The sequence below is a fragment of the Bacteroides sp. genome, assembly GCF_030151085.1.
In the GTDB taxonomy this organism is placed as follows: domain Bacteria; phylum Bacteroidota; class Bacteroidia; order Bacteroidales; family Bacteroidaceae; genus Bacteroides.
Window position 1 is genome coordinate 1 of sequence record NZ_JASLER010000037.1, and the last position, 22254, is coordinate 22254.

Annotated in this window: 18 protein-coding genes and 1 pseudogene; 9 read left to right on the forward strand and 10 right to left on the reverse strand. The window is 41.0% G+C overall.

Annotated features, from left to right (window positions below; all coding sequences use genetic code 11):
• From Q1W14_RS06865 to Q1W14_RS06880, 4 genes and pseudogenes are all read right to left on the reverse strand, one after another.
• Nucleotides 1-339, reverse strand: a pseudogene (locus Q1W14_RS06865) (glycoside hydrolase family 92 protein); the annotation flags it as partial.
• Between the two features lie 33 nt (nt 340-372).
• On the reverse strand, nt 373-1362 hold the full coding sequence (locus Q1W14_RS06870) for a FecR family protein (RefSeq protein WP_300700147.1): 990 nt from the start codon (nt 1360-1362) through the stop codon (nt 373-375).
• Between the two features lie 11 nt (nt 1363-1373).
• Nucleotides 1374-1967: an RNA polymerase sigma-70 factor gene (locus tag Q1W14_RS06875; protein WP_300700149.1), complete on the reverse strand. Its 594-nt coding sequence runs from the start codon at nt 1965-1967 to the stop codon at nt 1374-1376.
• Between the two features lie 61 nt (nt 1968-2028).
• On the reverse strand, nt 2029-4251 hold the full coding sequence (locus Q1W14_RS06880; RefSeq protein WP_300700150.1) for a GH92 family glycosyl hydrolase: 2223 nt from the start codon (nt 4249-4251) through the stop codon (nt 2029-2031).
• A gap of 218 nt (nt 4252-4469) precedes the next feature.
• On the opposite strand from Q1W14_RS06880, the gene Q1W14_RS06885 reads away from it, so the two are divergent.
• From Q1W14_RS06885 to Q1W14_RS06910, 6 genes are all read left to right on the forward strand, one after another.
• Entirely contained in the window at nt 4470-6464 is a 1995-nt protein-coding gene (locus Q1W14_RS06885; protein WP_300700152.1) for an HAD-IA family hydrolase, read from the forward strand.
• 940 nt (nt 6465-7404) lie between these two features.
• A complete protein-coding gene (rplU, locus tag Q1W14_RS06890) occupies nt 7405-7722 on the forward strand; it encodes a 50S ribosomal protein L21 (protein WP_300700154.1) in 318 nt (105 codons plus the stop codon).
• 21 nt (nt 7723-7743) lie between these two features.
• Nucleotides 7744-8013 (forward strand): 50S ribosomal protein L27, encoded by a 270-nt coding sequence (gene rpmA, locus Q1W14_RS06895; RefSeq protein WP_300700156.1) that lies wholly within the window; start codon nt 7744-7746, stop codon nt 8011-8013.
• Nucleotides 8014-8188: 175 nt separating this feature from the next.
• Nucleotides 8189-9463, forward strand: coding sequence for a serine--tRNA ligase (serS, locus tag Q1W14_RS06900; RefSeq protein WP_300700158.1), 1275 nt, complete (start codon nt 8189-8191; stop codon nt 9461-9463).
• Nucleotides 9464-9734: 271 nt separating this feature from the next.
• Entirely contained in the window at nt 9735-9974 is a 240-nt protein-coding gene (locus tag Q1W14_RS06905; RefSeq protein WP_300700159.1) for a transposase, read from the forward strand.
• Nucleotides 9975-9978: 4 nt separating this feature from the next.
• Nucleotides 9979-10185: a transposase gene (locus tag Q1W14_RS06910; RefSeq protein ID WP_300700189.1), complete on the forward strand. Its 207-nt coding sequence runs from the start codon at nt 9979-9981 to the stop codon at nt 10183-10185.
• A 259-nt stretch (nt 10186-10444) separates the two neighbouring features.
• Here Q1W14_RS06910 and Q1W14_RS06915 read toward each other — a convergent pair whose 3' ends face one another.
• From Q1W14_RS06915 to Q1W14_RS06925, 3 genes are read right to left on the reverse strand one after another with little or no spacing between them, the layout of a single operon-like run.
• Nucleotides 10445-11143, reverse strand: a complete 699-nt coding sequence (locus Q1W14_RS06915) for a LytTR family DNA-binding domain-containing protein (RefSeq protein WP_300700161.1) — start codon at nt 11141-11143, stop codon at nt 10445-10447.
• 4 nt (nt 11144-11147) lie between these two features.
• Nucleotides 11148-12161 (reverse strand): histidine kinase, encoded by a 1014-nt coding sequence (locus Q1W14_RS06920; protein ID WP_300700163.1) that lies wholly within the window; start codon nt 12159-12161, stop codon nt 11148-11150.
• A gap of 5 nt (nt 12162-12166) precedes the next feature.
• On the reverse strand, nt 12167-14305 hold the full coding sequence (locus Q1W14_RS06925; RefSeq protein WP_300700165.1) for a TonB-dependent receptor: 2139 nt from the start codon (nt 14303-14305) through the stop codon (nt 12167-12169).
• Between the two features lie 200 nt (nt 14306-14505).
• Between Q1W14_RS06925 and Q1W14_RS06930 the strand changes: the two genes are divergently transcribed.
• Nucleotides 14506-16809: a bifunctional dihydroorotate dehydrogenase B NAD binding subunit/NADPH-dependent glutamate synthase gene (locus Q1W14_RS06930; RefSeq protein ID WP_300700166.1), complete on the forward strand. Its 2304-nt coding sequence runs from the start codon at nt 14506-14508 to the stop codon at nt 16807-16809.
• 74 nt (nt 16810-16883) lie between these two features.
• Here the strand turns inward: Q1W14_RS06930 and panD are convergent, their stop codons facing one another.
• Together panD and panC are read right to left on the reverse strand one after the other, a co-directional pair.
• Complete coding sequence (gene panD, locus Q1W14_RS06935) at nt 16884-17234, reverse strand: aspartate 1-decarboxylase (protein WP_300700168.1); 351 nt, start codon at nt 17232-17234, stop codon at nt 16884-16886.
• Between the two features lie 22 nt (nt 17235-17256).
• Complete coding sequence (gene panC / locus Q1W14_RS06940; protein WP_300700170.1) at nt 17257-18102, reverse strand: pantoate--beta-alanine ligase; 846 nt, start codon at nt 18100-18102, stop codon at nt 17257-17259.
• A 246-nt stretch (nt 18103-18348) separates the two neighbouring features.
• Here panC and Q1W14_RS06945 point away from each other — a divergent pair, with 246 nt between their 5' ends.
• Together Q1W14_RS06945 and Q1W14_RS06950 are read left to right on the forward strand one after the other, a co-directional pair.
• Nucleotides 18349-19173 carry a glycogen/starch synthase gene (locus tag Q1W14_RS06945; protein WP_300700171.1) on the forward strand — a complete coding sequence of 275 codons (825 nt, stop codon included), beginning with the start codon at nt 18349-18351 and terminating at the stop codon, nt 19171-19173.
• Between the two features lie 21 nt (nt 19174-19194).
• A complete protein-coding gene (locus Q1W14_RS06950; RefSeq protein WP_300700173.1) occupies nt 19195-20757 on the forward strand; it encodes a DUF4270 domain-containing protein in 1563 nt (520 codons plus the stop codon).
• Between the two features lie 81 nt (nt 20758-20838).
• Here Q1W14_RS06950 and Q1W14_RS06955 read toward each other — a convergent pair whose 3' ends face one another.
• Nucleotides 20839-22245 (reverse strand): glycoside hydrolase family 57 protein, encoded by a 1407-nt coding sequence (locus tag Q1W14_RS06955; protein ID WP_300700175.1) that lies wholly within the window; start codon nt 22243-22245, stop codon nt 20839-20841.
• Nucleotides 22246-22254 lie beyond the last annotated feature (9 nt).

Consider the following 22254-nt stretch of genomic DNA (forward strand, 5'->3'; position numbering starts at 1 on the left):
GCTGGCGCGCTTGTCTTCATCGAATTCAGGCTTGCCAACTACCGGCATAATGGAAAACTGACCGTAATCGTTAATCCACGGACTAGGTTGGTGCGTTTGTTTGAATCCACGAATCTTGTTAGCTGTATATACATATTGCCAACCATCACCCATTTTACCGGTTTGAGGAGTCCAGAAGTTCATACCCCAGGGGCGGGCAATAGCAGGGTAAGTGTTACCCGTAGAGAGTTCGAAAGACGATTGTGTACCTATCAACGGGCTAACGTACTGAGTAAAATCCTTAGCCTGTATCCAAAGGGCACTGCTTAAAAAACAAATCAATAATAAGTATTTTCTCATGATATTAGAAGTTATATGTTTGTAGTTAAGTTATCATTTCTTTGACGACAAGAATACACTATTTCCCACAATCTTGAATTCTATTGGAATAGCATTCTTTACCTGATTCAGAACTGCCTCCACATTCTCTTTTTTCTTGAGTGTACCGGAATAGGTCTTTTTCACATCTATATCGGGTGCCAGAATAATCTTCACACCGTATGAATTTTCGAATGTACGGGCTATCGTGTATATGTCTGCTTTATCAAATATGAATTGGTTATCGTGCCAGTTCTCAAAACCGGTATCTACCTGCTTCACTACCAGTCTGCGGGTAACACCGTTCAATTCGGCTTTTTGTCCGGGAGATAACACAATCATACCTTCATCATGATTACCTTTTACCTCAATTTCTCCTTTCAGAAGGGTGGCTACCGCAGACATCTTTATTTGATCCGATTTCAGATTAAATACCGTACCCAATACCTTGACCTGCATCGCCTCACTCTGCACAATGAAAGGCTTTTCCGGATTTCTTTTTACCTCGAAATAACCTTCACCTTCAAGATACACCTTTCTTCCCGTTTCCGAAAATTCACGCGGATATTTCAAAGTTGTATGTTTATTCAGCCAGACTTGTGTTCCATCGGGCAATTTCAACTCCTTGACTGTATCCTGGGTAGTAACTGCCAAAAGTTCTTCCGTCTGATCGTAATTCTGGAAAAGCAGATATCCCATGCCCCCTAAAATAAAAATTCCGATAAACATTGCGGCATATCTCATCCAGCCATACATCCGGCGTACCTTATATTGTTTGGTTTTCTCTTGCTCCAATCTCTTCAATAGTCGTTTTTCCGCTTTCTCAACCTTCTCTTCATCTGAGGCACAACCTATTTTCCCCAAGTGATATACTTCTTCCAGTTTGAACAATTCGCGAGCATTCTCCCTTGACTCACCCAGCCAGGAGTTTACCTCACGAAGTTCATCCTCCGTACATCCACCCATAAGGAATTTAGCTACTATTTCCTCGTTCAACTTACTCATTTCTTCTTTCATTATGCTAATAAAACAACACTCCTTACAAAAACACTTACTTTACCTAAAAATAGCAATGCCGTCATCAGATTCAAATAGCCTAATCTATCACGCAATAGCTTCAGAGCTTTATACATGTGAGCCTCCACCGTACGCAGTGAAATCCCCATAGTTTCGGCTATCTCTTTATTCTTCATGTCGTGCATATAACTTAGTTTGAAAACCATTTTACACTTGTCCGGCAATTCATTAATGGCATCAATCAATTCTTTTCGTAGTTCTCCGTCTTCTATTCTCTTCACTACATCGTTGCTATCGGGTTGATAAAACTCTATCCTCTTTTGGTGAATTTCCAGCATAACAGCCTCGTAGCTGTTCTTGATATCCCGATGCTTCAATACATTCAATGCGCGGGTATACACCGCCCTATACAGAAAAGCCTGTATCTGATCGCCCACAGTCATCGAATCCTGCCGACGCCATAGTTCAACAAATACATCTTGTACTACATCCTCCGCTTCTTCTTCGCCCACAATACGCGTGGCATAAAAGAGCAGATTCGCGTAATACTTCCGGAAAAGAAGTTTATAAGTCAGGTCAAAATTTTCATTCATATTTTCGTATCCTATTATCTGACGTCACCCTATGACCTTATCATTCCATCACATTATCATCCTAATACCACGCCTTACCTGCTTTATCCCCCATCTCGAATTCTAAAATGCTACCGTTCATTATTTGCTCGTGCGTGATATAGCTTTTATCATAGGGCTTTCCATTGAGTTTCACTGACTGGATATAAGAGTTTTCTTTGCTTACCGCAGGTGCAAGTACAGTAAATGTCTTGCCTCCGGGCAGATGCATTTTAATTTCGGGATATAACGGAGAGCCAATCTCATACTTACCGCCAACCGGATCTACCGGATAGAATCCCATCGCACTGAATACATACCAAGCAGACATCTGACCGCAATCTTCATTTCCACATAAACCTGCCGGATTATTCTTATATAATTCATGCATCACCTCCGATACATATTTTTGAGTCTTCCAAGGTTGCCCCACCGCATTAAACAAATAGATGACATGATGGCTCGGTTCGTTGCCATGTGCATATTGCCCGATCATTCCCGTACTGAAAATAGGCAAATCATCCTTAGCCGAAGGATTATAGGTAAACATGCTATCCAGTTTCTGTGCAAACTGCTCCTTGCCGCCGGTCAAAGCAATCAGTCCGTCTATATCCTGCTGTACAGACCAGAAGTATTGCCAACCATTACTTTCGCAAATATGCGGAGTATAATCGTCGGGGCAGAAGTCTTTTATAAAGATACCTTTATCATCACGAGGTTGCATAAAACCGCTTTGTGGATTATACACATTCTTATAATTCTGCGAACGCTTATAAAATTCGTCTGCAATCTGCTTCTCACCGAGTTTCTCTGCCATGAGAGCTATGCAGTAGTCATCGTAAGCATATTCCAGCGTTTTGGAGAGTGACCAGTTTTCGGCATTATACTGATCTGTTACATTGTAAGGTACATATCCGTACTTCTTATAAAGTCCTATTCCCCTATACGAATCGATATTGGCTGTAGCTACACAAGCATCCAGTGCCTTCTTTGCATCAAAATCACCTATACCTTTCAGATAAGCGTCTACAATGACCGGAACAGAGTGATATCCTATCATCATATCCGTTTCACTGCCCTGAAAGTTCCATACGGGCAAGCGTCCGTTCTGCTCGTAAAAAGCCAGAAACGACTTCACCATATCATTGGCGCGTTGCGGTTCTATAAAGGTATAAAGAGGATGGGCAGCACGATAAGTATCCCATAGTGAGAAAGTGCTGTAGTTTGTCCAGCCGTCCGCCTGATGTACTTGTTTGTCAGGACCATAATACGCTCCGTCCACATCATTGTAGGTAGTAGGTGCAAGCATGGAGTGATAGATTGCGGTATAGAATTTCACCTTTTCATCACGGTCGTCACATTTGATTTCAATTTTAGAAAGTTGTTCGTTCCAGTTCTTACGGGTGGCTGCAAGATACTTATCAAAGTCATTATCGGGAACTTCCGCAGCAAGGTTGCGTGCAGCACCTTCCATACTCACACTGGAAATAGCCGTATTGACAAGAATCTGCTCTCCCTGCTTCGTCTTGAAATTGAAGCGGGCAATGACGGATGTCCCTATCCTCTTGCCATCTTTCACAATAGCAGCAGAATCGAGCTGCATATTACCAATAGGACGGGAGAAACGGGTACGGAAATAGATGCGTTGGTCACGCGCCCAACCATCGGAGTAGCGATAACCCTGAATGGTTACAGAATCGACTGCTTCTATATGCGAATCGTTTGTAAAATCCCAGTTCATCGCTTTTCTTAAATTCAGGAAGATAGCAGCGTCGGCTTCAGGAAAAGTATAGCGTTGAATGCCGCAACGTTCTGTTGCCGTCAACTCTACATTAATATTATAGTCGGTCAATCGTACCTGATAATATCCGGCACTCGCCGATTCATCGTTGTGAGAAAATAAAGAATGAATGCCTAACGGCGCTTCCGCTTCTTTGTAAGGCAGCGTAACGGGCATAAAGGAAATATCGTACAAATCTCCTGCTCCCGTACCGGAAAGATGCGTATGGCTGAACCCCGCAATCGTGCTATCCGGATAGAAATAGCCTGATATTCTATCCCATCCCGGCAATCCATTGTCCGGGCTGAGTTGTACCATACCAAACGGTGCCTGAGCTCCCGGATAAGTATTTCCGGTAAAGTCCGTGCCAATAAAAGGATTTACATAATCGGCATAAGATTGTTCTCCGCCATCGGTAGTACGTGGCGTACAAGCTGCAAAGGATAAAAAAGCCGTAATTAAAAAAGAAGATTTTAGCAATTTCATAATATTACATAGTTAACTTGCATATAGAACAACTAAACTTGAAAAAACACTTATTCCTTATTATAATTAAAATCTGACGAACAAAAATAAGATATTTTCTCCGACAATCAACTATCTTTGCTAAAAAAGCGAAGAAAGGCTACGCCTCGGCATAAAAAATGAACAAGTTCATTTTATTCTGCCCTCGGTTTGCACTATCTTTGCCACAAAAAGCAATAATGAGTTACACGACCTATCTATTCGACTTTGACTACACCCTCGCCGATTCGTCCCGTGGTATCGTCACTTGCTTTCGCAATGTACTCACCCGCCACGGATACATGGACGTGACGGATGACCAAATAAAACGCACCATCGGCAAGACACTTCAGGAGTCTTTTTCCATCCTCACCGGCGTAACAGACCCGGAACAGTTGGAAGGTTTCAGAAAAGAATACTCCAAGGAAGCCGATACGCACATGACCGTAAACACCGTGCTTTTCCTCGAAACCAAATCGGTACTGATAGCTCTGAAAGATGCCGGCGCTCGCATCGGAATCATCTCGACCAAATATCGTTATCGCATTAAGGAACTGCTCGACCAGCATTTCCCCACCAACTTTATGGACATCATTGTCGGTGGCGAAGATGTAAAAAACGCCAAACCATCGCCTGAAGGACTTTTACTTGCCATCAAGCAACTACATACTACCAAAGCCGAAACATTGTACATAGGCGACAGCACAGTAGACGCCGAAACAGCCCAGAATGCCGGAGTAGACTTTGCAGGAGTAACCCACGGTGTAACCACCGCACAAGAATTAAGCAAGTACCCCCATTGGAAAATTATGAGTACGCTGGATGAATTATTGGACGGCAGCGACAAACAACTATCAATTCCTAATTCGGAAAAGATTCTTTTGCCCGAAAATGATTCTCCAGCCCCTCGTAAAAGAAAAATGATAAATGTATGGCAGATACTTCTGCTCATGTTCATCCTATGGCTGACATACGAAGAAATGGGGACTTCAGAGACTTGGGTCTTTGCTATTTTCTTCATCTTAACCCTTTGGGGGATTATGCAGAAAAGAAGAATCTTACCCAAGAAGGTGACAGCTTTCTTTGAACCGTGGTGGAGACCTTGCAGAATACGTTTGCGCGCTTTTCACATCAAACTGATCCGCGGCAGGGAAACCCCTACTATCGACGACACCCCCAGTACCTGCCAAAATTGTGGCACCTCCTATACCGGCAATTTCTGTAACCGATGCGGTCAAACCCGTAACACGCCCCGCTACCACCTCAGCAATGCTTTTAAAAACATTATGGGTGGTTTTACCAACATAGACAATGGCTTCGGACGCACACTACTGGAACTTCTCTACCGCCCGGGCTATATGATTCGCGACTTCATCGGTGGCCAACGAGTGCACTATTTCCGTCCATTTCAAACATTGTTCGTTCTCGCAGCCCTCTATATTATGTGCGTACAGTTGGTAGACCCCGAGGCTCTGAACCCGAAAAAAAATAAAAAGCAAGATAATACTGAATATATTTCAGACGCTAAAGACAAGTTGCAGAAGGGAATGGATAACGCTCAAACAGCAGAAGAGAAAAGAGTGTACGCTATAACCATACAAACCCTGGAAAAGCAATTTGAATCCACTACGGCAAAGACAGATTCAACCGTTACTACTCCCGTCGTATATGAAGATTCGGATAATGACCTAATAGACGATCTACTGGAAAGCAGTACGGAAGTAACCGGTAAGTTGGAGCAATATCTCCAACACTCCCCTTTCCTGCTGAAGGTATGGAACCTGATGAAAAGTTGGGGACATGGTAACAAAGCTTTCCGCATCATTTCAACCCTGCCACTTTTTGCGCTAGCCACCATGCTGGCTTTCCGCCGCAAAAAGCATAAGTTGACGTACAATCTTACGGAACATGTATTTATACAAGCCTTCATAGCCTGCCAGATACTCCTGATAAGCATCATCGTGCTCCCGTTCAACGGCACTGCCCGGGTGAACGACCTGTACGAAGTATCAGTTTGGCTCATATTCTTCCTCTTTTGCTGGGATTACAAACAATTGTATCACTGCACATGGTGGAGAAGTTTCTGGAAAACATTGCTCATGTTCTTCTATAGTCTGATATTACTTGCGGTCTTTGCTGCTCTTGTAGTGTCCATAGCGGTTGCAGGATTCTATTTATTGCGACCTTTCTTGTAGAGGAACAATCGGACCAAGCCTTGAAAAAGATGAATTATCCTATTTTTAATGCTTAGTCCAATCACTCCACACAAGACGTCAATCTTTTCAAGAGTACTAAAAGTCGGTTGCGGGAATATAATTTCCGTCTTCCGACTTTTTCTATCTTTGCCACCACCTTAATATATCGGATATACAATGTGCATTCCTCTCTATACACACAGGCATTCCTTTGTTTATGCACTCATGTTTCTTTTAATAAGCACAAGCATCTATTTCGTTTTGTGCTTATCTTTATAAAAAGTTCACATTAGTAAACCGATAAGCGCACATTAGTGCGCTGATTAATTCATTGCAGTGAATCAATCAACGCACAAATGTAAACAACTAATAAACAAAGGAGTATAATAGAATAAACAATAAAGATAAACAGGATAAAGTACACGTCTTTCACAGAACAAGTATAGGCGAAAGTCATCTTAATACCACTCATTTCGGAGGCTTATCATTGAGCTTGCAAGAAGTTAATTGCATGTTTGCACGATATTAACTCCGTGTTGACACGAAATTAATATCATGTCGACACGAAATACGTTCTTTGTATTATACGTATTATTTCATTGGTTAACAGGTAATTAAATCATTATCCTGAACGATACATCATGAGAGCAAAAGGTTACTCTCATACCTGCTGTCATAGTTACTCTCATACCTTGAAACACCGATGAACAAGGAGATACAGCAAAATTATGAGAGCATGAGAGCAAATGTGCATGCAAACTTAATTTTGTTGAGTTCAAATATCCTACTAATTATAACATTAAAAAAGCGATAGAAGATTTGCCTGTTCTAAAAATAAATAGTACTTTTGTGCCCGATTATTCCGCACCGGGTTCTACCAAGAGATTTCTAAGTGATTAGAAACCACCCGACGGAGCTAACTTATACATTATATATAAGAATGTACGCAATTGTAGAAATTAACGGTCAGCAATTTAAAGCAGAAGCTGGCAAGAAACTGTTTGTACACCACATCCAGGAAGCAGAAAACGGTGCAACAGTAGAATTCGAAAAAGTTCTTTTGGTTGACAAAGATGGTGCTATCACTGTAGGTGCTCCTACTGTAGAAGGTGCAAAAGTAGTTTGTCAAGTTGTATCGAACATCGTGAAAGGTGAAAAAGTTCTTGTTTTCCACAAGAAAAGAAGAAAAGGAAGCCGTAAGTTGAACGGTCACCGTCAACAATTTACTGAGTTAACAATTACAGAAGTAGTAGCTTAATCAATTAAAAAGTAAGAAGAAATGGCACATAAAAAAGGTGTTGGTAGTTCTAAGAACGGCCGTGAATCACAGAGCAAAAGATTAGGCGTTAAGATATTTGGTGGCGAAGCTTGCAAAGCAGGTAATATTATCATTCGTCAAAGAGGTACTGAATTCCATCCGGGTAACAACATCGGCATGGGTAAAGACCATACTCTTTTCGCTTTAGTAGACGGAACTGTACAGTTCAAAGTAACTAAAGAAGATAGACGTTATGTATCTGTAGTTCCTGCTGAAAACACAGAAGCATAAGTTTCCGAACAAGAAATAAAGTAAAGGGATGCAATCCGAAAGGATTTGCATCCCTTTCTTTGCTTGTCAAATCTGCTGTTTCTTAGCAAAAACACAGATATTGAAAGTAAAATCTATAATATATATAATATTTCACCTATCTTTGTAGCTCAGAAGACAATAAAAAGTATAAGATATGCTTACCATCAAACAAATTACAGAAAATACGGACGCGGTGCTCCGCGGACTGGAAAAGAAGCACTTCAAAAATGCCAAAGAAACCATTGACCAAGTGCTGGAAACAAATGACAAACGACGCAATACCCAAACCATCTTAGATAAGAACCTGTCAGAGGTTAACTCTCTTTCCAAGTCTATCGGACAATTGATGAAAGAAGGCAAGAAAGACGAAGCCGAAGCAGCCAAGAATCGCGTGGCCGAACTGAAAGAGTCTAACAAAGACTTACAGGCAGAAATGGATCAAGCAGCCGAAGATTTGCAAAATCTGCTCTACACCATCCCTAATATTCCATACGACAGCGTACCCGAAGGTGTAGGCGCCGAAGACAATGTAGTAGAGAAAATGGGCGGTATGGAAACGGAACTTCCTAAAGATGCCCTGCCCCATTGGGAGTTGACCAAGAAATATGACCTGATCGACTTCGACCTCGGCGTTAAGATTACAGGCGCAGGTTTCCCGGTTTATAAAGGCAAAGGTGCACAGTTACAACGTGCACTTATCAACTTCTTCCTCGACGAAGCCCGCAAGTCCGGCTATATGGAGATTATGCCGCCGACAGTGGTAAATGCCGCTTCCGGTTATGGTACAGGTCAGTTGCCCGACAAAGAAGGACAAATGTATCATTGCGAAGTAGATGACTTGTATCTGATTCCGACTGCCGAAGTTCCTGTGACCAACATCTATCGTGACGTTATTGTGGATGAAAAGCAATTGCCTATTAAAAACTGCGCATACACACAATGTTTCCGCCGCGAAGCCGGTTCTTACGGCAAGGATGTACGCGGTTTGAACCGATTGCACGAATTCTCTAAAGTAGAATTAGTACGCATCGACAAGCCTGAACACTCTAAGGAATCTCATCAGGAAATGTTGAATCATGTAGAAGGATTGCTCCAAAAACTGGAACTCCCCTACCGCATCCTCCGTCTTTGTGGTGGCGATATGAGCTTTACCGCTGCTCTCTGCTTCGACTTCGAGGTATATTCCGAAGCACAAAAGCGTTGGTTGGAAGTAAGTTCAGTATCCAACTTCGATACTTATCAAGCTAACCGCTTGAAATGCCGCTACCGTACAGCAGAAAAGAAAACAGAACTTTGTCATACACTGAACGGTTCCGCACTGGCTTTGCCACGTATCGTTGCCGCTTTGCTGGAAAACAATCAAACTCCCGAAGGTATCCGCATACCGAAAGCATTGGTTCCGTACACAGGATTTGAAATGATCGACTAAATATAATTTTTATAGATTTGTTTTCTGTATATGAGTGCATACAAATTTATAAAAACTTTACTATATGTGATACAAATTGATGATGTAAACTAATACATTAAATTATATCATTGATGATGTTAATTAATTGATTACATTAATTGATAAATATATAAATCAATTTACGTAACAAAAGGCTGAAAGCCTTTTAACTATACAGCCCAGGGCATCGCCCCTGGGTTTATCATATCCTCATTCTCTTTGCGCCCTGAAAGGGCAAAATATCGTATACATGTCACAATCCCTAACAAAACTCTACATTCACATTATCTTCTCTACCAAAAATCGAGAAAATATATTAAGGGAAGAGAACTTATTCGAAATTCACAACTACATCAGAGGTATCATTCAACAAAATCTTTGTAAAAGCATCACTATAGGCGGTACTAGCAATCACATACATATCTTATGTGAAATGGGAAGCACCATCTCCACAGCCATGTTAACAAGAGTTCAAAAGAAGTTCCTCTAAATGGATTAAACAGCTATCACCTCATTATCAAAACTTTGCCTGGCAAAGCGGATATGGTGCCTTTTCGGTAAGCCAATCAAAAGTAAATATAGTAAAACAATATATTCGAAATCAAAAAGAACATCATACAAAGAAAAACTTTCAAGAAGAACTAGTAGAGTTTCTGAAGAGTTACCAGATAGAATATAAAGAAGAGTTTTTATGGGTATAAATATCTATTGCCCTTACAGGGCGTAAAGTTAAGGGTGCATTATTTACCCAGGGCGATGCCTTGGGCTGTATACATAAAAGGCTTTCAGCCTAATAATCATTCTCTTCATTACACAAAGCATAAAATACAATAAGCTTCTTTCATGTTGTTTTGAATATATGTGTATACGTGCATTTACGCATATATATTGAGAGTACAAATCTCCGTAAACTCTAATTCATATAATACATTAGACACTCATTTCTGGATCTGCCTCATCCTACAGCGTATTCCTTATTATACGTGCAAACACCTCCTCGCGGAAGTTACGCGCCACAGGAATGGTATGCTGCCCGACTACAATTTGATTACCATCTATCATGTCGATCTTTTCCTGATTAATAAGATATGATTTGTGAACTTGCAGAAATACTTCATTGGGGAGAACCTCAGCCATCCGTTTCATTGTAGAGCGTACCAATAACTTAGAGTTCTCGGTATATATACAAACATAGTTCTCCAAACCCTCCACAATCAGAATATCTTTCAAAAACACTTTATGCATCTGACGGTCTGAACGGACAAAGATGAAATCTGTAATCTCTTCCAACTGCACTTCCTGTTGCAATAGATTATACACTTTGTTTACCGCTTTGAGAAAACGTTCAAAGGAAATAGGTTTCAACAGATAATCCGCAACATCGAGTTCATAACCTTTCAATGCATATTGTTCGTAAGCGGAAGTAACAATCACACGGGGCGGATGGGCAAGGGATGCCAAAAGTTCAAGCCCTGAGAGGTAAGGCATTTCAATATCCAAAAACAATAAATCGGGCTGTTGGGTTTGCAAAAAGGTATTCAACTGCATAGCATCCTCGCATACTGCCGTCAATGACAGGAAATCAACTTTTTCCACATACCGCCGCAACCCCTCACAGGCAGTAGGTTCATCATCAGTTATCACGCACTTTATCTGCATATTTCTATAACTTTATATTGAGTTTCACCGTAAATAAGGTTTCTTGCTTCGTAATGTCCAAAGTATAACCATCCGGATAAAGCAGCTCTAACCTACGCTTCAGATTTTCTATGCCAATACCTTGCTTGCTTTCCTGCAATATCAATGATTCCGGAATAGAATTTTCCAAATCAAAAAACAATATCCCATCTTCCAATCGCATATCCATATTGATATGGTAATCTCCGCCTACATACTTAAAAGCATTCTCTACCAAAGAAACAAACAACAATGGATAAATTTCGTACTCTCCCGATACTTCATCAAAATGTACCTGCAACTGCAAACGTTTGGTTGCGCGAAGTTTGCACAGCCCTATGTACTGTTTCAGATACTCTATTTCGGCACAAACCTGCACTTTTTCTCCTTCATTATAGAGTTGATAACGAAGCAATTCGGACAGCTGTTCGAGTGTATGCCGTGGCGCTTCATTCTTCTCATCTATCTGAAAATACACCGTATTGAGCACATTAAAGAGAAAATGCGGATGATACTGCGCTTTCAAGAACTTCAACTCCGTTTGAAGCTGATCGTTCTTTATCTTTTCCAATTGCAGGCACTGAGTTTCATTTTCTTTTTGAATCATCTGATTCCTCAAAAAGACATAATAGAAACCTACAAGCAGAATACAGACTACTATTGGAATAGGTAGATCATACAAATCAAGTTCAACTCCCATCAACATGCGGATAATCCACATTGTGAAAAAGCACCATAACGGGGTACTCAAGATAATAACACCATATTCCTTCCACCACGCCAGCTTCTTCTTTCGACATAGATGAAGCCAATACTTCATATGAAAGACTGCCGGATAAGACATCACAAGTACTACCAGCATATCTTTCAACATAAATCCCAACTCTTTTCCCTCCCAATAATATTCACGCTTCGGAATATCACTCGCCACTCGAATACATAAAAAGAGTATGAAGGCAAAGACTACCGGTGCCAACCATTTTTTCAAAATTTTGTTCATAGCAATTACAAATTTACTCTTTTAGTTTCATCAATCCCATTTTTCCGCTTGTTTTCTTTTACCTCATTACCTTTTTGGAAACGCCATGAAAAAGCAATGCCCAGTACGCGTTTATTATGACGTTCATCAAGAAATACCCTTGTACCAAGTACCTGCACATCTACTTTCTGATAATTGGTATTGAAAATATCTTTTGCAAAAATGGTAATAGTACCTTTGTTATGAAACACCTTCTTTTGAATCCCCATATTCACTTCCAATATAGGATGAACCGTTGCCTGAGCATAAGCCATTCTGCCATTGTATCTTGCAGAAAGTTCGGCAGACCAAGTAGCAGAGAACGCAAACTGATTCATCCAGCTGAATATCGGAGCGAGCATACAGTTCTTCATTTTCTCCCCTTGCTCTATCCACTTATAATTATTGTAAATGCCGATAGCCATGAGATTTATTTTCCAAAAGGACACCGGTGATAAATTCGTAGCATTGACTCGCACACCTGTTTGTGTGTAAGAAGATAGATTCTGGGGCGACACATAAATACGTTGGTTTTCCTGTTCCTGATAACTTTTCATAATAACATCATCCGCGTACGAGTGAAACAAAGCCAGCTGTAACCAGTCGCGATGAACATAAGCCAACTCTAAATAATTGGAGAAAGACGGGCGCAGTTTGGTGTTACCGCCTTCATGAGTATACTCATCAAAAATATAGGTAAAAGGATTCAAATCACCATAGTTAGGCCGGGTAATGCGTCTGCCATACGAGAGTTGGAAAGCATTGCCCGAAGCCAAACTGTACTGCAAAGCCAGTGTAGGGAACAAATGAAGATAATTCATAGTAAACGAGGAATCTTTCTGCAAAGTATTTCCTCCAAAATCACCGTGTACGTGGGTATGTTCCAGCCTCAAACCGGCTGTTAGTTTCAAACGTTCTATCTCATAATCAGATTGCAGATAGAGTGCATTGATATTTTCGCCATACACAAAGTGTGAACCAAGTGATCCATCAGACAACCAGCCGGAACCTGACGGTCGCATATAACCAGCTCTATTATCTATCGCCACAAATGAGGTTTTTCCTCCTATTTGAAGTTTCCAATTCTTATGCAATGGATAGATTGCATCCATTTGTCCGACATATAGGTTGATATTCCCTTTCATATTCCCTTTTAGAGTATCAGGGTTAAAGCTCTTCATCAGTTGGTTTTCCGTTTGAGAATAATGGAAATAGTCAAAGGAGGCGCTGAGTTCTCCGCCTTCCTTTTTCAGTTTGTGCAGAATATTAGTTCCCGCCGTGATATTATTCCAGTCACGCTTAGTACGACTATTCGTATTTCCCGCTATTTCCCCTTCCTGAATATCCGTAATCATATTAGCTTTTTCCTTATGGTCGGAAAGGTTTCCACTCATTGAAGTACCCCAAATGGTACGTTCATTAAGATAATAATCGAATCCAGTTCGGAAATAGTGTGAACGGGATTTCCGGTTTCGGAAAGAGTCCTGCGTCATTCTTTTATCATCTTTGTTGAAAGCCCGGTCTATAAACATTTCTATAATATCTTTCCCTTGAAAATACGAATAAGTAAGGTAAAGATTAAATTTGTTCTCACGAATATTCATAGAAGCACTACCATAACCATTACCCGAACGCCCCAAAGCTAAGTTGCCATTCAATGCCAAGTTCATGCCACGCAGCTTAATTTTTCTTGTACAGATGTCTATCAACCCCGAACTGCCAGCTGCATCATGGCGGGCGGAGGGTTGAGTTATCAAGTCAATCTTATCCGTATTTGTAGCAGGAGTCGATTTCAACAAATTCACCAACTCCTCGCCCGAAAGATAAGTAGGTTTACCATCCATCAAAACCTTTACACCGCTTTGACCGTTCAGTATTATATCTCCTTTGGAGTCTATCATAACACCTGGCAAGGAAGAAAGTACGTCATAGAGACTTCCGGTACTTTGTGCAATGGAAGCATCCATACGATAAGTTGTACGCCCGGCAGATATTTCGACTAATGGCAGTTTAGCTGTTACCACCACTTCATTTAAGCGCTGGTCAGCAATAGTGTCTTGTTGTGACCAAGCCAGCAAAGGGACAAACGAAAGAAATACTCCTCCCAAAAAAAATCTGTGTATCATTCTCTGTTTTTTGTTTCAAAAGTAGAGGTGTGGAGCAATGCAGGCAAATTAAAGTGACGAAAGGAAGATATTCAGTGACAAGCAGCAGTTCATATAGTTTTCTCCTCATCTTTTTTTGATATTAGTAAATAACCCGTATCTTTGCAAACCGTAACAATCTGAAAGTAATTACGTAATTACACCAACAAAATCATTAGATAATGAACAAAATCATTAGCAAAGAACATTTCTCTGAAAAGGTATTCAAGTTAGTAATCGAAGCGCCACTCATTGCTAAATCACGCAAAGCAGGACACTTCGTAATTGTACGTGTAGGCGAAAAAGGCGAACGTATGCCACTAACCATCGCTGGTGCGGACACCGTAAAAGGTACTATCACTTTGGTAGTGCAAGAAGTTGGGCTTTCTTCCACCCGTTTGTGTGAATTGAACGAGGGCGATTACATTACGGACGTTGTAGGGCCACTTGGACAAGCCACTCATATCGAGAACTTCGGAACTGTAGTTTGTGCCGGAGGCGGTGTAGGTGTAGCCCCGATGCTTCCCATCGTACAGGCTTTAAAAGCTGCCGGAAATCGCGTGATTACCGTACTGGCAGGTCGTACCAAAGAACTGATTATCCTCGAAGAAGAGATGCGTGCAAGTTCCGACGAAGTCATTATCATGACCGATGATGGGTCTTACGGAAAAAAAGGTCTGGTTACCGAAGGAATAGAAGGAGTTATCAAACGCGAGAAGGTGGACAAATGCTTCTGTATCGGTCCCGCTATTATGATGAAATTCGTTTGTTTGCTGACAAAGAAATATGAAATCCCCACTGAAGTATCTCTGAATACCATTATGGTAGACGGTACGGGTATGTGTGGTGCCTGTCGTATTACGATTGGTGGAAAAACCAAATTCGTTTGTGTAGACGGACCTGAATTTGACGGTCATCAGGTAGACTTCGACGAGATGCTGAAACGTATGGGTGCCTTCAAAAGCATAGAACGTGAAGAAATGCACAAGTTGGAAGAACCCAAAACCTGTGAAGCAACCGGCGAAAATTTGCTTGACGATGAAAAGAGCCGTAATGCTGCCTGGCGTGTAGAATTACGTAAATCCATGAAACCAAAAGAACGTACCGCCATCCCTCGTGTAGAAATGAACGAGCTTGATGCCGAATACCGTTCACATAGCCGTAAGGAAGAGGTGAATCAGGGATTAACAGAAGAACAAGCATTAACAGAGGCTAAGCGTTGTCTTGACTGTGCCAATCCGGGTTGCATGGAAGGCTGCCCTGTGGGTATCGACATCCCTCGCTTCGTGAAGCACATTGAACGCGGAGACTTCCTCGAAGCTGCCAAGACACTAAAAGAAACCAGCGCACTGCCGGCTGTTTGCGGTCGTGTTTGTCCGCAGGAGAAGCAATGTGAGTCCAAATGTATTCATTTGAAGATGAACGAAAAGCCTGTAGCCATCGGCTATCTGGAACGTTTTGCCGCTGATTATGAAAGAGAAAGCGGGCAAATCTCTATACCGGAAATCAAAGAAAGAAACGGTATTAAGATAGCTGTTATTGGTTCCGGTCCTGCCGGATTATCTTTTGCCGGAGATATGGCAAAGTATGGCTATGAAGTGACTGTATTCGAAGCGTTGCATGAAATCGGTGGTGTATTAAAGTATGGTATTCCCGAATTCCGTCTGCCCAACAAGGTAGTGGATGTAGAAATAAACAACCTTGCCCAAATGGGTGTGGAATTTATCAAGGATTGCATCGTCGGCAAAACAATTAGTGTAGAACAGTTGGAAGAAGAAGGCTTCAAAGGCGTATTCGTTGCCTCCGGGGCCGGACTTCCTAACTTCATGAATATCCCCGGCGAGAATTCCATCAACATCCTCTCATCCAATGAATACCTGACTCGCGTGAACTTGATGGATGCCGCCAGCGAAGATTCCGACACTCCTGTACCTTTCGGCAAAAGTGTAGCAGTTATCGGCGGTGGTAACACTGCCATGGACTCAGTACGTACAGCCCGTCGTTTGGGTGCAGAACGTGCCATGATTATCTATCGCCGTTCGGAAGAGGAAATGCCGGCACGTATCGAAGAGGTAAAACATGCCAAAGAGGAAGGTGTAGAGTTCCTGACCCTGCACAACCCGATAGAATACATTGCCGACGAACAAGGAAAAGTGAAACAAGTAGTTCTGCAAAAGATGGAACTTGGCGAACCGGATGCTTCCGGACGTCGTAGCCCCGTTCCTATTCCCGGAGCTACTGAAACAATTGATATCGACCTCGCCATTGTCAGTGTAGGTGTATCTCCCAACCCAATTGTTCCGAGCTCCATCCAAGGACTAACCTTGGGACGTAAAGGTACGATTGCCGTTAACGATAGTATGCAATCATCAATTCCCACGATTTATGCGGGTGGTGATATTGTCCGGGGTGGCGCAACTGTAATCCTTGCCATGGGAGACGGACGAAAAGCCGCAGTTTCCATGAATGAGCAGTTAATGAAATAGCAAGAAGCCCCGTTTACAATTCACATTGCAAACGGGGCTTTCTCTTATTAACAAATTATTATTGGAAAAAAAAATCAAAGTACTTTATTCGTCGCCGGATCCGGGAATATCACCGACGGCTTAAATGACTTGGCTTCTTCAAAATCCATTAATGCATACGACATGATGATAACAATATCATCCGGCTGCACTTTGCGGGCAGCTGCTCCATTCAGACAAATCTTACCCGAGCCACGTTCGCCCTTAATAATGTAAGTTTCAAAACGTTCCCCATTATTATTATCGGCAATATATACCTTTTCACCGGCAATCATGTTGGCGGCATCCAGCAAGTCTTCGTCAATCGTGATGCTACCCATATAATTCAGGTTAGCTTCAGTGACACGGGCACAATGGATCTTCGACTTCAACACTTCAATCATCATAAGATTGGCTCTTTTTTAGTTATTACTCTTTGTACTTGATATTGTCAATCAAGCGAACCTCACCACAAAATACAGTAATACACCCCACAGCGTAAGAGGTATCTTCCCAATTGACAATCTTCTGCAACGTATTGCCATCCACCAGTTCGAAATATTCCATACGCAAGCCAGGAGCGGCTGCAATGGCATCTTCTACCAACTTCTGTGTCTCAGCTACCGTATGCGAGGCTGCAAAGATACGACTTTCAAATAAAGTCTGCGATATTTTTAAGGCATTTTTGCGTTCTTCTGCAGATAAACGGGCATTACGACTACTCAAAGCCAACCCATCGGCTTCACGAATAATGGGACAACCTACTATTTCCAACGGGTATTTCATTTGGCGCACCATCTCACGAATGATAGCCAGCTGCTGAAAATCTTTTTCTCCGAAATAAGCCCTATCAGGTTTTACTGCATCAAATAGTTTGCTTACAATCTGGCAAACACCATTAAAGTGTCCTGGACGAAAGGCCCCTTCCATCACCGTATCTAACGGCGAATAGCTGAACTCGCGTGTATCAGGCTCGGGATACATCTCCTCTACTGAAGGCGCAAAGACAAAAGTAGCTCCACATTCCTCCAGCAGACGACAATCAGCCTCCAGCGTACGAGGATATTTTACTAAATCATTCTTATCATTAAACTGAGTCGGATTTACAAAAACGCTTACTACAGCAGCATCATTTTCTGCCACACAACGTTTCACCAATGAGGCATGACCGGCATGCAAGGCACCCATTGTAGGCACTAGGCCTACCTTCTTTCCTTGGGCTTTCAAAGCCGAAAGTCCGGCCTGCAAGTCCTTGATAGTATGTACTATTTTCATTTTTATTGGTTATATAATAACTAAGTTGTTCGCAAAAACGGTGCAAAATAAACCATTATTTAGCATATAAAGAAGAAATATCATGAATTAATGCAAAACTTATACTGCACGAGAGTATTCCCACGAGCCTATCTATTACTGTATTTCAAGCAGTTAACAATTCATAAGGAATTATAGATTAGCCCTATTTGCTTTATTGCCCGATTTTTTTTATATCTTTGCAGAATAATTGAGAACATTGTTATTATGACAAAGGCGAACAAGGTTTTATTTATTACACAAGAAATTACCCCTTACGTTTCAGAATCGGAAATGTCTCTTGTAGGCAGAAATCTACCACAAGCAATACAGGAAAAAGGCAGAGAGATCAGAACGTTCATGCCCAAATGGGGAAATATCAATGAGCGCAGAAACCAACTGCACGAAGTGATACGTCTATCCGGGATGAACCTTATCATTGATGATACCGACCATCCACTTATTATCAAAGTTGCTTCCATTCAATCTGCCCGCATGCAGGTTTATTTTATCGACAACGATGATTACTTCCAAAACAGATTCCAAGCAGCCGATGAACAAGGTGTGGAATATGAAGATAATGATGCCCGTGCTATATTTTATGCGCGCGGCGTATTGGAAACGGTAAAAAAACTCCGTTGGTGTCCGGATATCATTCATTGTCATGGTTGGATGACGGCTTTAGCTCCTCTATATATCAAGAAAGTTTATAAGGATGAACCTTCTTTCAGAGATGCCAAAGTTGTATTCTCTCTTTTTGAAGACGACTTCAAACAACCTTTCCACGCAGACTTTGCCAGCAAATTACTGCTGAAAGGTATTTCCAAAAAAGACATTGCCAGCTTAAAAGAGCCTATTGACTATACGTCTCTTTGCAAATTAGCAACAGACTACTCCGATGGTGTTATCCAACAAAGTGAACACGTCAACGAAGAAGTACTGGAATATGCTCGCAAATCCGGCAAACTCATATTGGATTATCAATCCCCCGAAAACTTTGCAGATGCCTGCAATGACTTCTACGACAAAGTGTGGGAAGTTGAACAAATATAAATTGATTAGACAATTAAAACTATGAAAGTAAGATATTTAGGAACATTGCTTTTAGCAATCCTGACTTTCTACGGATGCGATGATAACACCGGAACGTTGGGTATGGGGATGTTACCCCCCTCGGACGGTATGTCATCAAATACTAAGATTTTCGAAGTTGTAACTGAATCTGTTATAGCAGATTCAGTTTATGCTAAAACCAGTACAGGATACGTAGGGAAGTTTACTGATAAAGAATTTGGTGATTATGAAGCTAGCTTTCTAACAGAATTGAATTGTACTGATAACTTTTCTTTTCCCAAAGTATATAAATACGACCCCGTTACCAAAACAGGAAGTGGAGAATTAGTAGGGGATACTATTTCGTCAGCTCAGTTAGTGCTATACTATTCCAGTTGGTTTGGTGACTCACTGAATGCATGCCGAATGAGCGTATATGAGTTACAGAAGAAACTGGATAAGAACCGCTATACCAACATTAATCCTGAAGAGTATTATAATCCTTCTTCTCCTATATTACTAGGACGCAAAGCCTATACAGCTTTTGATACTACAGTACCTGATTCTGTAAGATTTGAAAAAGATGCTAATGGGAACTATACTTTCTACCCGAATATTGTTTTTCCATTAGACAAAGAAAAATGCACCAAAAAATTCTTGCTAGCTTACCGTGAGAACCCTGATAATTTCAAAAATGCGGAGAATTTTATTGAAAACATATTTAAAGGTATATATGTAAAGAGTGATTATGGAGATGGAACTATCCTCTATATCGATCAGGTTGCCCTACAGTTCAAATTTCACCTTTATGCAATAAACGATACAACAGGGGTAGCAATAAAGACGAAAGACGGAAAACAAGACTCTCTATATTATGGTACAAAAACATTCTTTGCTTCGACCAAAGAAGTTATTCAAGCAAACCATTTCTTGAATAATTTCAAAGACAAGATAACAGAGAAGTTAAAGGAAAAGGAGCATACTTATATTAAATCTCCTGCAGGTATCTTCACGCAAGCTACTATACCTTATGATTCAATATACAAAAAATTATCAAAGGATACTCTTAATGCTGTGAAACTTACTTTCACCAACTACGACAATGTAAATAATTATAAGTTCAGCATGAGTGCCCCCAAGAATGTATTATTGATACGTAAAAATGATTTAAAATCATTCTTCGAAGAAAATAAGCTTACGGATAATGTAACATCATTTACTGTAACACACAATAATGTTGCAACCAACCAATATACATTTAAAAATATAGCCCGTTTGGTAACCACTTGCATCAACGAAAAACAAGCTGCCAAGAAAAAAGCGAAAGAAGTTGCTGGAGCTAGTTGGGATGAAGATAAATGGGAAGATAAATGGCTTGCTGATAACCCGGATTGGGATAAAGTCCTGCTTATTCCGATTGCTGTGACCTATGATTACTCCAACAGTCAAAATCCTACCATGACCGGCATTGAGAATGATTTGCAACCGGGATATGCCCAACTTAAGGGTGGTCCCTTGAAGGTAAATGGAGTAGTACAAAATCCTCTAAAAATAGAAGTCACATATACAAGTTTCAACAACTAATATTATCTCACAAAAAATCCTCCCGTTCTTCATTGAGCGGGAGGATTTTTTTATCTATCTACTTAACTAGTCGAAAGATGACTATTTGTCTTCCTTCTTAGTAGCCTTTTTAGCAGCAGGTTTCTTAGCAGCAGTTGCTTTCTTTGCCGGAGCTTTAACAGCAGGTTTCTCTTCCTTCTTTTTCTCAGGAGCTTTTTCTTTCTCCAGCTTAGCTTTTGCTTGTTCCAACTCTTTATGCAATATTTCTATTTCATTACCTTGGTTTCTGATGGTAGTTAACAAAGCATTCAATTCTTCATTATCTATATCTACCGGATAAAGAGAATCTACACGTTGGATGAAGTCACCAAGAATATTCATATAGTTAGTAAACGCATCGTAAGGAGATTCATAGATACCACGGTTCAAACCTACACCACTGTTCTTAGTAGTCATGAAACGGAAATTATTACTTGCCTGCAAATAGTCCCAGTCCTGCTTAATACGGCGGTCGTCACAAAGGTGTACACGTTCAGCCACACTATACAACTTAGCAAAGGCTTCACGCTGCATCGTATTACCCAACCAACAACTTGTATCTCTTTCCTCGTCTACCCAAGACATAGGATAAGGTACATCCAATTGAGAAACTGACTTCAACTTGGTAATGATTTCTGTAGGAGTAGAGAACGTAATACCTTTTTCTTTGGCACATGCAGGCAGTGCCTTCAAGAATTCCAGAATATTGGAAGACAATGACTGAGCCATGCCTAAAGCACAAAGTTCCATAAAGATATTAATCACTTGCTCTTCTTGTGGCAATGCGTCAATCCAGCTGATATACTTATCGGCAAACAATGGATATTCACTCCATTCGGAGTTGGAGAAGCGCAAGCTGATATCATCGGATAACTTAAAGTCACGCAATAACAACTTCAGATTGGGATTCATGTTGCAGTGGTATACATAATGCGGACTCTTCCAGCCCAAAACATGCTTAGCGCCTTCGGTCAACATTCCTTTAAAGCCCATGCCTGCTACCATTGCACCAATCTCATCATTATAAATCAAACTTGAGTTACGGAACACTTTCGGTGCCTTGCCAAACATTTGTTTCATTTTTGCACTCTGTCGCTTCACTTCTTCTTCGAAGCATTCTTCATTAGCCAATGAAGAAAGACCGTGTGAATAAGGCTCTGCGAGGAATTCGCAACAACCGGTATCATTTAACTGATGTAACAGATCAATTACTGCTGGTGCATGAATTTCCAATTGTTCCAATGCAACTCCTGAAATAGACAAAGCTACTTTGAACGCACCACCCGAGTTCTTTACCATCTCAATTAAGGTATTCAAAGCCGGGATATAAGAGCGCTCAGCAACCTCATTGATACTGATTTCATTGGCATAATCATCATAGTAATAATGATCAGTGCCTATATCAAAGAAACGATAACGTTTCAAATGAATGATTTGATGTATTTCAAAATAAAGACAGATAGTTCTCATTTCTATTTA

What these genes read in the sequence shown, in the direction of transcription:
- Q1W14_RS06870 (WP_300700147.1), bottom strand. Translation starts at nt 1,362, where the DNA reads ATGAGTAAGTTGAACGAGGAAATAGTAGCTAAATTCCTTATGGGTGGA.
- Q1W14_RS06875 (WP_300700149.1), bottom strand. Translation starts at nt 1,967, where the DNA reads ATGAATGAAAATTTTGACCTGACTTATAAACTTCTTTTCCGGAAGTAT.
- Q1W14_RS06880 (WP_300700150.1), bottom strand. Translation starts at nt 4,251, where the DNA reads ATGAAATTGCTAAAATCTTCTTTTTTAATTACGGCTTTTTTATCCTTT.
- Q1W14_RS06885 (WP_300700152.1), top strand. Translation starts at nt 4,470, where the DNA reads ATGAGTTACACGACCTATCTATTCGACTTTGACTACACCCTCGCCGAT.
- rplU (WP_300700154.1), top strand. Translation starts at nt 7,405, where the DNA reads ATGTACGCAATTGTAGAAATTAACGGTCAGCAATTTAAAGCAGAAGCT.
- rpmA (WP_300700156.1), top strand. Translation starts at nt 7,744, where the DNA reads ATGGCACATAAAAAAGGTGTTGGTAGTTCTAAGAACGGCCGTGAATCA.
- serS (WP_300700158.1), top strand. Translation starts at nt 8,189, where the DNA reads ATGCTTACCATCAAACAAATTACAGAAAATACGGACGCGGTGCTCCGC.
- Q1W14_RS06905 (WP_300700159.1), top strand. Translation starts at nt 9,735, where the DNA reads ATGTCACAATCCCTAACAAAACTCTACATTCACATTATCTTCTCTACC.
- Q1W14_RS06915 (WP_300700161.1), bottom strand. Translation starts at nt 11,143, where the DNA reads ATGCAGATAAAGTGCGTGATAACTGATGATGAACCTACTGCCTGTGAG.
- Q1W14_RS06920 (WP_300700163.1), bottom strand. Translation starts at nt 12,161, where the DNA reads ATGAACAAAATTTTGAAAAAATGGTTGGCACCGGTAGTCTTTGCCTTC.
- Q1W14_RS06925 (WP_300700165.1), bottom strand. Translation starts at nt 14,305, where the DNA reads ATGATACACAGATTTTTTTTGGGAGGAGTATTTCTTTCGTTTGTCCCT.
- Q1W14_RS06930 (WP_300700166.1), top strand. Translation starts at nt 14,506, where the DNA reads ATGAACAAAATCATTAGCAAAGAACATTTCTCTGAAAAGGTATTCAAG.
- panD (WP_300700168.1), bottom strand. Translation starts at nt 17,234, where the DNA reads ATGATGATTGAAGTGTTGAAGTCGAAGATCCATTGTGCCCGTGTCACT.
- panC (WP_300700170.1), bottom strand. Translation starts at nt 18,102, where the DNA reads ATGAAAATAGTACATACTATCAAGGACTTGCAGGCCGGACTTTCGGCT.
- Q1W14_RS06945 (WP_300700171.1), top strand. Translation starts at nt 18,349, where the DNA reads ATGACAAAGGCGAACAAGGTTTTATTTATTACACAAGAAATTACCCCT.
- Q1W14_RS06950 (WP_300700173.1), top strand. Translation starts at nt 19,195, where the DNA reads ATGAAAGTAAGATATTTAGGAACATTGCTTTTAGCAATCCTGACTTTC.
- Q1W14_RS06955 (WP_300700175.1), bottom strand. Translation starts at nt 22,245, where the DNA reads ATGAGAACTATCTGTCTTTATTTTGAAATACATCAAATCATTCATTTG.